This is a genomic window from Flavobacterium faecale (assembly GCF_003076455.1).
In the GTDB taxonomy this organism is placed as follows: Bacteria; Bacteroidota; Bacteroidia; order Flavobacteriales; family Flavobacteriaceae; genus Flavobacterium; species Flavobacterium faecale.
Map to the genome: position 1 here is coordinate 978,487 of NZ_CP020918.1, position 13,064 is coordinate 991,550.

The 13,064-nt window shown below is 34.6% G+C and carries 15 protein-coding genes; 2 read left to right on the forward strand and 13 right to left on the reverse strand.

The features are described from left to right. Positions 1-8 precede the first annotated feature (8 nt). The 13 genes from FFWV33_RS04270 to FFWV33_RS04335 all read right to left on the reverse strand — a co-directional run bounded on the left by FFWV33_RS04270 (position 9) and on the right by FFWV33_RS04335 (position 11,519). The gene (locus FFWV33_RS04270; protein ID WP_342748669.1) at positions 9-449 is read right to left on the reverse strand and encodes a GNAT family N-acetyltransferase; all 441 of its coding nucleotides are present in this window, start codon (positions 447-449) and stop codon (positions 9-11) included. Positions 450-540: 91 nt separating this feature from the next. Beyond that, entirely contained in the window at positions 541-1,401 is an 861-nt protein-coding gene (gene atpG, locus FFWV33_RS04275) for an ATP synthase F1 subunit gamma (protein WP_108739769.1), read from the reverse strand. Positions 1,402-1,519: 118 nt separating this feature from the next. After that, positions 1,520-3,097: a F0F1 ATP synthase subunit alpha gene (gene atpA, locus FFWV33_RS04280; RefSeq protein ID WP_108739770.1), complete on the reverse strand. Its 1,578-nt coding sequence runs from the start codon at positions 3,095-3,097 to the stop codon at positions 1,520-1,522. Positions 3,098-3,135: 38 nt separating this feature from the next. Beyond that, positions 3,136-3,669: an ATP synthase F1 subunit delta gene (gene atpH, locus FFWV33_RS04285; RefSeq protein WP_108739771.1), complete on the reverse strand. Its 534-nt coding sequence runs from the start codon at positions 3,667-3,669 to the stop codon at positions 3,136-3,138. Between the two features lie 5 nt (positions 3,670-3,674). After that, positions 3,675-4,175 carry a F0F1 ATP synthase subunit B gene (locus FFWV33_RS04290; RefSeq protein WP_108739772.1) on the reverse strand — a complete coding sequence of 167 codons (501 nt, stop codon included), beginning with the start codon at positions 4,173-4,175 and terminating at the stop codon, positions 3,675-3,677. 124 nt (positions 4,176-4,299) lie between these two features. Next, the gene (gene atpE / locus FFWV33_RS04295) at positions 4,300-4,491 is read right to left on the reverse strand and encodes an ATP synthase F0 subunit C (RefSeq protein WP_170111537.1); all 192 of its coding nucleotides are present in this window, start codon (positions 4,489-4,491) and stop codon (positions 4,300-4,302) included. Between the two features lie 109 nt (positions 4,492-4,600). After that, positions 4,601-5,758 carry a F0F1 ATP synthase subunit A gene (atpB, locus tag FFWV33_RS04300; RefSeq protein ID WP_108739774.1) on the reverse strand — a complete coding sequence of 386 codons (1,158 nt, stop codon included), beginning with the start codon at positions 5,756-5,758 and terminating at the stop codon, positions 4,601-4,603. Between the two features lie 551 nt (positions 5,759-6,309). Continuing rightward, the gene (locus FFWV33_RS04310) at positions 6,310-6,537 is read right to left on the reverse strand and encodes an AtpZ/AtpI family protein (protein WP_108739776.1); all 228 of its coding nucleotides are present in this window, start codon (positions 6,535-6,537) and stop codon (positions 6,310-6,312) included. Then, entirely contained in the window at positions 6,512-6,913 is a 402-nt protein-coding gene (locus tag FFWV33_RS04315; protein WP_108739777.1) for a bactofilin family protein, read from the reverse strand. Before FFWV33_RS04315 ends, FFWV33_RS04310 begins: the two co-directional genes overlap by 26 nt. 3 nt (positions 6,914-6,916) lie before the next feature. After that, entirely contained in the window at positions 6,917-9,535 is a 2,619-nt protein-coding gene (porW, locus tag FFWV33_RS04320) for a type IX secretion system periplasmic lipoprotein PorW/SprE (RefSeq protein ID WP_108739778.1), read from the reverse strand. A gap of 280 nt (positions 9,536-9,815) precedes the next feature. Beyond that, positions 9,816-10,418, reverse strand: coding sequence for a hypothetical protein (locus FFWV33_RS04325; RefSeq protein WP_108739779.1), 603 nt, complete (start codon positions 10,416-10,418; stop codon positions 9,816-9,818). A 613-nt stretch (positions 10,419-11,031) separates the two neighbouring features. Continuing rightward, complete coding sequence (locus FFWV33_RS19650; RefSeq protein ID WP_281261792.1) at positions 11,032-11,166, reverse strand: hypothetical protein; 135 nt, start codon at positions 11,164-11,166, stop codon at positions 11,032-11,034. A gap of 11 nt (positions 11,167-11,177) precedes the next feature. Beyond that, positions 11,178-11,519, reverse strand: a complete 342-nt coding sequence (locus FFWV33_RS04335) for a PadR family transcriptional regulator (protein ID WP_108739781.1) — start codon at positions 11,517-11,519, stop codon at positions 11,178-11,180. A 129-nt stretch (positions 11,520-11,648) separates the two neighbouring features. On the opposite strand from FFWV33_RS04335, the gene FFWV33_RS04340 reads away from it, so the two are divergent. Beyond that, positions 11,649-12,701 (forward strand): ferredoxin--NADP reductase, encoded by a 1,053-nt coding sequence (locus FFWV33_RS04340; protein WP_108739782.1) that lies wholly within the window; start codon positions 11,649-11,651, stop codon positions 12,699-12,701. Between the two features lie 33 nt (positions 12,702-12,734). Continuing rightward, on the forward strand, positions 12,735-13,043 hold the full coding sequence (locus FFWV33_RS04345) for a hypothetical protein (protein WP_108739783.1): 309 nt from the start codon (positions 12,735-12,737) through the stop codon (positions 13,041-13,043). The last annotated feature ends 21 nt before the right edge of the window (positions 13,044-13,064 follow it).

Genomic DNA, 13,064 nt, shown 5'->3' on the forward strand with positions numbered 1-13,064 from the left:
TCACATTGCTATGAGACACCATTTTCATCTAATATTTTTATAAAATGGAAACCCTTAGGCTCAAAACCTTGGTTGTAATAAAAACGATGTGCTGTAAAATTGTTTGAATAAGCGTCTAGCGTGATCATCGTGCAACCTGCAGCTACCGCCAAATCATGGATATAGTCGGTCATCATTTTACCAATACCCTTAGCACGATGACTAGGGTCTACTACAAAATTGTCAATCTCAATATATTTTCCAGCCCACAATTTATAACCTGTCCAAAAACCGGTAAGACCAATGCAGACATCATTTTCGTACACACCCAATTGCTTGTAGTTATGCGGCACCATCTCTTGCAGAAAGGATTTATATTTTTCGAAAGTGAAAGCGGGATACAAATGACGGATCATTTCCAATTCGGAAACCATCTCAGTAAGGGTTGAAAGTTCTCTTATAACTAGCACAATATAAAATTTTAAAATAAAAAATAAAACTAACAAAAAAAAGAGTCCCGCATTGCGAGACTCTTTATATATTCTTAAAAAAAAATTTTTTTTAACCATTCAAAGCCTCTGCTCCACCTACGATCTCTAAGATTTCGTTTGTAATAGCAGCTTGACGTGCTTTGTTATATGTTAATTTTAATTGATTTCTTAAATCTGTTGCATTATCTGTTGCCTTGTGCATTGCAGTCATACGCGCACCATGCTCTGAAGCGAAAGAATCACGTATTCCTTTGTACAATTGTGTTTTTAACGACTTTGGTATCAAAGTCAACACAATCTCCTCTTTAGAAGGCTCAAAAATATAATCAGAAGGAGTTACATTCAAATCAGATTTGATTGGAGCTAATGGTAAAAACTGTTCAATTTGAACGATTTGAGTTGCTGCATTTTTAAATTGATTATAAATCAATTCAATTTTATCATACTCACCATCAACAAACTTTTCAGTTAATACATCTGCAATGGCAGCCACGTTATCAAAAGTTAGCGCATCATAAACACTACTATGATTTTCGACAACCGAAACTGTTTTACTCAAAACATCATTTCCTTTTTTACCAATAGCGAAAAAATCTACCTGTTTACCAGCGTAAAAATCAACTCTACTTTTTGACGCTTTGATTACGTTAGTATTAAAAGCACCACATAAACCTCTATTTGAAGATATCGCTACAACTAATACTTTTTTAATCTCGCGTTGCGTAGTAAATTCTCCACCTGCATCACCTTCAAGTGTAGCAGAAAGATTTTGTAACAACTCCGTTAATTTTTCGGCATAAGGGCGCATAGCCGTGATTGCATCTTGTGCTTTCTTTAGTTTTGCTGCAGAAACCATTTTCATAGCCGATGTAATTTGCATCGTTGATGAAATGGAAGTAATTCTATTACGGATTTCCTTTAAATTTGCCATTTTTTCCCCTCCCCAACCCTCCCCGAAGGGGAGGGAGACTAATTGAGGGCATCTGTCTTATATTAATATTACTTTCGTTCTCCAATTACCCCTCCCTTTTGGGGAGGATGGGTGGGGATTAATTATATTTTGCTGAAACTTCTTTAGCTACTGCTTCAATTACATCTGTAATTTCGTCTGTTAATTTCCCTGCTTTCAAAGCATCCAAAGTTGCTCTGTGTTTAGCATTCAAGAAAGACAAAAAGTCTTTTTCAAATTCTCTAACTTTATTTACAGGAACATTTCTCAATAAGTTTTTAGAACCAGCGTAGATAATTGCTACTTGGTCTTCAACAGTATAAGGATCATTCAAACCTTGTTTCAAGATCTCAACGTTTCTTCTACCTTTTTCAATTACGTTCAATGTAACTGCATCAAGATCAGAACCAAATTTAGCAAAAGCTTCCAATTCACGGAACTGTGCTTGATCTAGTTTTAAAGTACCTGATACTTTTTTCATTGATTTAATTTGTGCATTTCCTCCAACACGAGATACCGAGATACCTACGTTAATTGCTGGACGAACCCCAGAGTTAAACAAATCTCCATCAAGGAAAATTTGACCATCTGTAATCGAAATTACGTTTGTTGGGATATATGCAGAAACGTCACCAGCTTGTGTTTCGATAATTGGTAGCGCAGTTAATGAACCACCACCTTTAACGATACCTTTTAATGAATCTGGTAAGTCGTTCATGTTTTTTGCAATTCCATCATCAGCGATTACTTTACAAGCGCGCTCTAATAAACGAGAGTGCAAGAAGAAAACGTCACCTGGATATGCCTCACGTCCTGGAGGTCTTCTTAACAAAAGAGATACCTCACGGTAAGCAACAGCTTGTTTAGATAAATCATCATAAACAATCAAAGCTGGACGACCAGAATCTCTAAAGTACTCACCAATTGCAGCACCTGCAAAAGGAGCATAAACTTGCATTGGAGCAGGATCAGATGCATTTGCTGCAACGATCACTGTATACGCCATAGCACCTTTTTCTTCCAACATTTTAGCAATTCCTGCTACAGTAGAAGCTTTTTGTCCGATAGCTACGTAGATACAAAATACAGGTTTTCCTGCTTCGTAAAATTCTTTTTGATTTAAGATAGTGTCAATACAAACAGTTGATTTACCTGTTTGACGGTCACCAATAACCAACTCACGTTGACCTCTACCTACTGGGATCATAGCATCAACTGCTTTTACACCTGTTTGTAATGGCTCAGTAACTGGTTGACGGAAGATAACTCCAGGAGCTTTTCTTTCCAAAGGCATTTCGTATAAGTCTCCACCGATTGGTCCTTTTCCATCAATAGGAAAACCAAGTGTGTTTACTACACGTCCTACCATTTGTTCTCCTACTTTAAGAGAAGCGATACGTTGTGTTCTTTTTGCTACTGAACCTTCTTTGATACCAGTTGATGGTCCTAAAAGTACCACACCAACGTTATCTTCTTCAAGATTCAATACAATAGCCTCAAGGCCATTTTCAAATTCAACTAACTCACCGTATTGAACATTTGAAAGCCCGTAAATACGAGCAATACCATCTCCAACTTGAAGTACGGTTCCTACTTCCTCTAGCGTTGCGCCAGATTCAAAACCTTCTACTTGCTTTCTTAATATTGCTGAAATTTCAGCAGGTTTGATTTCCGCCATCTTAATTTATAATTTAGACACTTAAATGTGCAATAAAACTAGTTACTTAATTCTCTTTTTAATACTTGTAATCTGTTTGCAACCGAAGCATTATACTGTTGGTCACCTATTCTCAAAATAAATCCTCCAAGAATAGCAGGATCTACAATACTCTTAATTGTAATTTTTTTGTTCGAAAGCGTTGCAATCTTAGCCAAAACTGTAGCCTCTAATGCTGCGTCCATAGGAATTGCAGTAGTAACATGTGCTACCTCAACTCCAGATTCTTCATCAAACAAAAGACTATATTGTTGTGCAATGCCTTCCAATATTTCAAACCTTTTGTTTTCGAATAACAAATGAAACAAACCTTTGGTTACTCCATTTGCAGTTGCAAAAACTTCCAAAAGTACTGATTCTTTAACCTCAACATTGATAGTAGGGTTTTGAATAAATGAATTCAATTCTGCATTTCCACCAACTGTTGTTGCTATCGTTTGCATGTCTTGATTCACAACATTGGCTCTACCTTTTGAGTTTGCTAAGTCTAGAATTGCTTTTGCATAACGAATTGCTGCTCTTGTACTTGCCATAATGATTAGTTTATCTTAACGTCACCTAACATTTTCTCAATCAATTTTGTTTGAGCGTCTTTGTTAGACAATTCTTCTTTCAATAATTTTTCAGCGATACTCAATGATAAGGTTGAAACTTGTAATTTCAATTCTGCCATAGCTGCATTTTTTTCACTGTTGATAGCTGCTTTAGCTTGCTCGATCATTTTTTGACCTTGCTCTTGTGCTTCAGTTTTTGCATCTGCTACCATTTTTTCTTTCATTTCGCGAGCTTCTTTTAGCATGTTGTCACGCTCAGCTCTTGCTTCTTGCAATATACGTTGGTTATCAGCCTGTAAATTTTGCATTTCTTGTCTTGCATTCTCAGCAGAAAGTAAAGCATTTTTAATTCCTTCTTCTCTATCATTAACTGCATCAAGAATTGGTTTCCACGCGAATTTTTTTAACAAAAGTATTAATCCAACAAATATTAGTATTTGCCAAAAAAACAAACCAAACTCAAACTGATTTATTAACTTTTCCATTGTATATAAGTATAAATTTTATCTTTTTATTTTGTAACAAATTGCAAACTGCAATGTATAATGTTTTAATTTTAAAAACAATAGTTACAACCAACCGTTGCAACTATTGTTTTTTCTGTTTTAATTATGATGCGAACAACGCAGCAAAACCAATACCCTCAATAAGTGCAGCTGCGATAAGCATAGCTGTTTGGATCTTTCCTGAAGCTTCTGGTTGACGAGCAATAGCGTCCATTGCTGAACTACCAATTTTACCAATACCTAAACCTGCTCCAATAACGATTAACCCAGCTCCAATAATTTGTGGAATTTCCATGATATATATATTAAAAATTAAACATTCAAATTGATTAACGATTTAAGACAAACGATTTTTGATTTTTGAATACAACTGCACTCCAAATCTAGAATCACAAATCTGCAATCTAGTGCGCTTCTTCATGGTGATGCTCTTCTACCGCTGAACCGAAGTAAAGTGCAGATAACATCGTGAAGATATATGCTTGTAAAAAGGCAACTAAAATTTCAAGAATAGAAAGTAAGAATGACAATCCGAATGACAAACTACTTCCGATCCAACTTTTGAAAATAAACATCAAACCAATGATACTCATCAATACAATATGTCCAGCAAAAATGTTGGCATACAAACGTATCATTAAAGAGAATGGTTTAATAAATATCCCTAACAACTCAATTGGCGCTAAGATGATACGCATTAATTTTGGTACACCTGGCATCCAGAAAATGTGACCCCAATAGTTTTTGTTAGCTGTTAAGTTGGTAATCAAGAACGTTAAAAACGCTAATGAAAATGTAATTGTTAAGTTACCCGTTGCATTGATCCCTAGTGGTGTCAATCCAAAAATATTTAAGAACAATACAAAGAAAAATATGGTCAATAAATAACTCATGTAGTTTTTGTATTTTTTCTCTCCAATGTTTGGTATCGCGATCTCATCACGTACATACAATACAATTGGCTCAAAAATACGTCCTGGTCCAGAAGCAATTCCTTTATTTTTAGCATACGATCTAGCCAAACTTGTAAACAAGAAAAACATCAATAATGCTGCTCCAATGATTGAAACTACTGTTTTTGTGATCGAAAAGTCGATTGGACGAAAGTTTGAAGGAAAACCAGTTTCTTCATTTTCAGTAATAGTTCCCGCAGCGTCTGTTCTGTAGATTTTACCATCATGATGATTGACAACATAATATTTTCCATCAGATTCTGCTACTTCTTTACCGTGGTGAAATTTTGCAGAAGAAAATACGTGTAAACCTTCATCCAATAAAATTACTGGCAAAGGCAAACTCCAATGTTCTCCAGTTTCATCATCTTGTGTGAACGAAAAATCGTGAGAATCTAAAACGTGGTGACCCACAAAAGCTTTAATTTTAGACTTTACATCCGTCGGTTCAGCGTGACCGCCCTCATGATGTGCTTCAGCTACTACCGCATGAGCGTTCTCTACATTAACTTTTGCAGAATCAATCTCTTGATTTGCGAAACTCACTAAGGGAAGACATGCTAGAAATGTTGTTACTACTAATCTAAGCGGCCTGTTTAAAATCACCATAATTACAAAAATATGTTATATTTACGTTTCTAAAATTTGGTGCAAAGGTACATTTTTTATTAATACTCAAAAGCATAACAAAAATATTTTTTAAAATACCTTTAACAATTATTCATTTTTAATCCTTTTTATTTAATAATCTAATAGTTAGCACCGTCTCTATGACTAGAAAAACAACAAAGAGACCAAAAAAATTAATCCTCTCTGTTGTGTTACTGCATGAAGCACAATTTATAATCGGCTTTGCGAGCAGGTAACACGGAAGAATTTTGATACTTGTACCCAAAAGAAAACTCATACCTACGTTGTCAAAACTTTCTACTTTTACTCTTAATAAAATCATAAAAAGCAGGACTGAATATCCCACAAAAAACAAGTATAAAACCGTTAAACTGTACTGAAATGTTCCTTGATTAATTTTTAAAATAAAAAAAAGGAATTGATGTAAAATATAAACCAATCCCGAAATTTTAAGCAAATCGATGACCGATTTGTATTTTTGTAGCATCATAAAATAAATATTGTTCTTTACCTGAAAATTACCTTGGCAATTATTTCTCTTTATTTATTTCGTTGACTTGTCTAATGACATTGTACAAGGCCAAAACTACGCCTACCATTACCAATATCTTGCTGTAATATACCTTAGAGCTCGGGTAATTATCGTCTAACCAAGACCCCAAATAGGAGAACAAAAAAATAATCACTCCCATTTGAATCGGAATGTTTATGAGCGCCAACCACTTGGTCGAATTACTTTTTTGAGGTTTCTTTTCCATCTGTAATCATACTTATTGCAGCTTGATCTTTCATGACGCAAGTTGCACTGAAATCTGCGCCTGGCTCCACCGCTAGTTTTCCAACACTTACTTCACCATGAATACTTGCTTTGGATTTGACATTCAGAATTTCTATCACTTCAATTTTTCCATGAAACGATCCTTCGATATCGGCACTATTGCAAATTACATCTCCTATAACTTTTCCGGTTGGACCAATTACGAGCTTTCCTGTAGATTCAAAATTGCCTTCAAGCGAACCATCTAACCGAAAATCGGCCTCAGAGATAATGTCTCCTTTGATGATCGTTCCTTCGACAATTCTGTTGGTTTTCCCTAAAGCATCCGAAAAGGATTTTGATTTTTTATCAAACATATATTATTGTTTTTTTAGTGCTTCGTATGCCTCCAAATTCTTTTTAATTTGAATAACACTATAATTTTCAGTAGACACAATTAGCGGACTGTCTTCAATTTTATAACTCTTATTTTGTTTCAATAGCGTTGTGATACTATTGGCGTATACCTCTGAAGTTGCTCCTTGAACTACAAAAAAGCGTTGATTTGTTTTATAATTTTCGATTCGAAAACTCAATTGATGCTGCTGTTCTTCATCAATAAACTTCTTCATTTTGGCTTCCATGCTTTTTACTTTGGCATCGTCAAAATTTTCAATTTTATAAATAATTTTCCAACTTTTTGAAGGTGCCGCACTAAAGTTCATATTCTCCAATGCCGGTATTTGAGTCTTCAAAATACTCATTGCTTTTTTGCCTTCCTCTGTATTTGGATAATTATCCGCAACATACTGAATTGCTTTTTTGTACGGCACCAAACCTTGCGCTTTTCCAATTGCATTGGCGCGTAGTAACTCAAATTTTGATACAATTTCGTCTCCAGCATATTGGTTAATCAACAAATCGGTTTTGGTGAGTACCTCATCAAATTTTTCTTCATCATACAAGGCATACGTTTGGTCGTACACACCCTCAGGAGAATCTTTGGCTTCTTGAATTTTTGAATTGCTAATGATTTGTGCATACCTAGAATCCGGAAACTGAGACACAATGGCTTTTTTCACTTCTAAAGCTCTAGAACTGTCTGTTATTTGATAAATTTTGTACAAATTATACAGCGCCGGCAATACTATTTTCTCTTCTGGTTGCTGACGTAGCAATTGCTCCAGTTTATTCGAAGCCAAATTGTATTCTTTAAATTTTTCTTTATAAATCACACCCAATTGATAGTAAGCAAAGTTGCGTTCTTTGTTGAGACTGTCTCTTTCTTTTGGGTCTGTGGGAATCTGGTTGATATAAAAATCGGTAGCATACGCTGGATTTTCGTCTGCTTCTGCCTTAGCTTTTGCAGCATCATCCTGTTGATCATTTGCATTTGAGTTGGCTACAGCAGCAGAAGCTCCAGAAACCATCCTCCAGTTGACACCTGGAGTTCGAGCGCCCCAATTTTTTTTGAACTGAACTTTTCCAAAGGCCACGGTAGTGGGATTATAAAAATAAAACAAAGGCGATTGCGAACTACTTGCTCCAATTGAAGGTGGCAAAATAGCCATGTTGGGCTTTGCAATTCCGGTATTTGGGTTTGCAACAGCGTCATCATTATTGGTTGCTTTGCTGTTATTTTCAATGTTCTTTTGAATTTGCAACTGCTTTTCGAGTAAAATTCTTTTTTTCTCGTCTTGCTTTTTTAGCTCTGTGATATAGTTCTCATAATAGGCAATACGCTCTGGACCCGACATATCGATCACCTTAATAATACTATCGTTTTTGACTGCCACAGCTTCGTTCAAGATCACTTCATCAAGATTTTTACGCACTTTGGACAGGTGAATAAATTCTCGAGTTTTGTCATTTAACTTCGTTAACGTACTATCATAATACTTAGCTGCTATAGGATATTTGGCATCTCTAAAGTATCTGTTGGCAATGTTTCTATAATTTGAAGCCACCAAATACTCATCACCTTTCGTGCTTTTTAATGAGGCATTGTAATATTTCTTTGCCTTAGCATCATTATTTTGCTTGTCGTAAAAAAGTCCGAATTGATGATTTAACACATCTAGAAAAGGACGGTTTTCGCGATCTTTTAGTAATTTATTAAATGTTTCAACAAATTGTAGGGTATCACCGTTTTTAAAATCAAAAAGTTGTGCTTTTTTTGCTTGCGCCTGAATCACGTACTTGCGTTCTGCTTTACGGTTCATTTCGATTATTGATTCATAACTTTCTAAGGCTTTCTCAGGGCTATTTAATTCTTCATAAAGTTGCCCAAGAATAAAACGGTAGCGCGCTTTTTGTTTGTTTTTTGTCGAAAATTTCTCTGCCAAAACCAATTTTGTTACCGCACTATCTTTTTCTTCCAAGTTCAAATAGGCTTCAGACAGTAAAGCATTCGCGTCTGATTTAATTTGTTTTTTGAGTTTTTCTCCTCCCAACAATCGTTTCATATTGTCTACCACCACAGCATCATTGCCTAAGCGCATGTTGGTTTTTTCACGCCAAATTTTAGCTTCGTAAATACGACTACTACTTGGATATTTGTACAAAATGTAATTGAAGGCATCCAGGGCAGGAATAAAACGCTGATCGTAGTAGCGCGCTTTCCCTAGAAGTAAATAAGCTTCATCGGTTTGAAAATTTCTTTCGGTACCGTCAATATTCATCGAATGTTTTTGAATTGCCTTTGTAGCTTTGGTTTCGGCAACATCAAAATCGGTATTTTTTTGTTTTTTGTCACCTACCAGATCTTCATTGAACTGCATTTTTTCGATAGGCAAAAGTTTCCAAAAGTTATCTTGATCATTTGCATTGATTCCTGCTACGCCTTTGTCAAGACCAATTTGTCCGTTGTACAAAATATTGTATTTGGTACTCAAGGCATGTGAATTTCTAGACAAAAAGCTATCTCTTTTGGTAGAACATGCTCCCAAAAAAATAACAAGTCCTAGCGAAATAGAAGAATTAACTATATTGGTTTTCAATTGAATGTATTTTTTATCATTTAACTTCTAAAATACTTTTTTAGTATAATGACTGGTAAAAATACGCTTCTTTTTGATATATAGAAATTTAAAGCGCTAAAATCACTTTTTGTGCTAGTAAGAATTTTGGGGTTTTCAGAATATTGATGATTATAAAAATTTTAGGATACGGCAGGATTGTCTTTATAATATTGATATTCTGGATAGGTTTTTATTAAATATTTTTCTGTTCTCGAAGGGATAAAAAACAGACTGCAATAACCTAAAAAGCAATAGGCAACTAAAATGGACTTAATCCAAATAAGTAAAAATCATTTTCGATTAAGAAATCAAAATGATTGTTTATTGAAATTATTACATTGATTGAGAGAATATGAACAGAATTTATATAACCATTTTGGATGAAAATTTCTTCCAGAAGCCATCTTCTTTTTCCACTTTCTTTGGTTCGTTTTAACATTATACTATTCGAAAACAATACATACATCCATGAGCAAGTAACTGTTAAATACAAAAGCAAAAAAAACCAAGATCCAAACCAGACCTTCTTAGCAATCGTAAATAACAATATAATGAGAATAATCGCCAGCAATATTCTTCGGCCAAAGAAAACCTCCTTAAAACTAGTCCACAGCATGTGATAGTATTTTTGAATCATCACTTTCTTTCTACTTTCTATCACGTCAGAAAAGCCGAAAACGCCAAATTTTTTAAATTCTATTTCGAGTACTTCGTCAAAACTTAGTGTAGCATTTACTTCCCAATTTTTTTCAATAGCGTGTGCAAGATGATCTACTAATTCTATTTGCAAATCATGCCACTCTACATAATGTGTACGAGTAAACAAAAACAATTTTTCAATTTGTTGTTTGGATAATGTCATTGTAAAATAGTTAATGAAGTTAAAACAGAACTTTATTGATGAGAATTAAAACTGTAAAGGTTTATTTTAAATTCATCTGAGACAATTCGCGTGTTTGCTTCACAAACTTTAGGTGTTGAAAACCCATATTTATGTACAAACAGGTCATAGTAAAAAATGTAACTGGATAAAAATAGAATAGAATTTGAGCATCAGCAATTGAACTTACTTTTTTAAAACTATAAATCCCGATAATCATAAGGGTCAAATTTATGATCTGATAAAAACTCGTTAAATTAAAAATAAAGCTGTAGGTCGAAACTGTTTTAGTTTTTTTAATTTGAAATTTAATGTAGAAAAGCAGTAGTAAAATTACTGCACAAAAACTTTGCAAAACTAAGTTCATGGTCGAAAGCATTGCTATTGAATCACCAATTTTAATTTTCACAGCAAATAGAGCCATGATTAAGCCGCAACTTATAGCTATTAAAAACAGTCTTTTGTTTAAACGAACACACTTTTGCAAAGCTATTTTGGGTATCGAAAGGTTTAGCTTTAACAACCACGAGCTTTTTGGTCGTAACATATCTTCCCATCTTGAGAATACATTTTTCAGATTTTCATCGAATGATTGTCAATTTTCGTCCATTTCTATTTCGATCTCCGTCGCTATATGGTCTGTTAGCTCCATTTTTAAATCCTCAAAAGGAAGACCGTTTAAAACTAAAATCGCATCAATTTGCTCAATTTGTTGTTTGGATAATGTCATTGTAAAGTATTTTAAAATTCTAAATTGGGCTTTAGGTTTACAAGTGATTGCATATTTCGAATAAAATCTTCTAATTCGGCCAATCGGTTTACGGTTTCTTGGGTTCCAACTTCGGTAAGTTTATAATATTTACGCATTCGATTATCCACTTTTTTAATTTCGACCTCCAATATTCCCTCTCCTTCCAACTTATGAAGCGCAGGATACAAGGCACCTTCGGTGATATTGAGTTCGCCGGCAGTAATTGCTTTTACCTTTTGCGTAATCTCATATCCATACATCTTTCCGTTTTCCTCTAGCAACTTCATTATGATGGTAGTAAGACTGCCTTTGTATAATTGTGAATTCTTCATAACTACTTTTTCTGTTCGTACAAATATACATAAGATTCTTATACATAACATTCTTATGTGTGTAAAGTTTCAAAAACTTTGATTTAAGAAAACTATTCACTTTACTATATTTGTAAAAAATTAAAATCTATGTCTTCATTTTTAAAATTAATTATAAAAGAAGTAAAGCGTGAAACGGCCAATGCAGTTTCGATTCTTTTTAATGTACCCGAAGAATTAAAAGCAGAATACCGTTTTGTGGCTGGTCAATATGTGAACCTAAAATTAACGCTAGACGGAAAAGAAATTCGTAGAGCCTACTCAATTTGTTCTTCACCAGAAAGTGGTGAGTTACGCATTGCAGTAAAAGCAGTAAAAGAAGGTGTGTTTTCGCAATTTGCAAACAATCAACTTAAAGCCGGTGACGTGATCGAAGTAGGCAAACCAGAAGGTAAATTTATATTGGAACCTAGCGCTGATGCTCAAAAAAATTACATCGCTTTTGCATCTGGTAGTGGAATAACACCTGTGATTTCGATCATAAAATCGGTATTGAAAAGCGAGCCAAAAAGCTCATTTGTATTGGTTTACGGAAATAAATCACCTGAAGAAACTATATTTCAGCAAGAATTACACGATTTGCATTTGCAATACGTAAGCCGTTTTATAGTAGACAATGTATATAGTCAAATAAATGTGGACAACGCACAGTTTGGGCGTGTAGACAAATCGGTGATTAATTATGTATTGAATACCAAACACAAAGAAATTGAATTTGATCAATTCTTTTTGTGCGGACCAGAGGAGATGATAAACACTGCTTGTGCGGTTTTGAAAGAGAAAAACGTAAGTGAATCGGCTATACATTTTGAACTTTTCACCTCATCATCACAAGAGATCGAAATTAAAGAATCACTTAGCGGTCATTCTAAAATTACCGTTTTGGTAGATGATGAAGAAACTAGTTTTGAAATGTCACAAAAGCAAACCATTTTGGAAGCGGCATTGAAAAAAGGAATCGATGCTCCCTATTCTTGCCAAGGTGGAATATGCAGTAGTTGCCTTGCGAGAGTAACAGTTGGAACTGCCGAAATGTCTAAAAACTCTATTTTATCTGATAAAGAAATCGCAGATGGTTTGATCTTAACTTGTCAAGCGCACCCAACATCACAGACGATTTATATTGATTATGATGACGTATAGTCCCCCTAACCCCAAAAGGGTGAATTTGGAATAATGATAAATAAAACCGAAATATTTAAAAATGCTACTGAACTTCTGGATGAACCAGAAGTTCGAGCACTTTTGGAGTATTGCGAAAGTCTTGAGGATGAATTGGTTGATTTTAAATTCGAAAAATCAAATAACAAAGAATTGATCTTACTCGACATGATCAAAGAAGTGGTAAAAGGCTGCTCTGCTCTGGAAAAAGAACAAATGGAGCACGATCGTTTTGGTTATGATTCTCCTAATTACCAAGACACCATTACCCACCTAAAAAGATACATACACGAAATTTGTCGCATTAATAAAATTTGGCTTTAATGAGGCAAAGTCACCAATTTC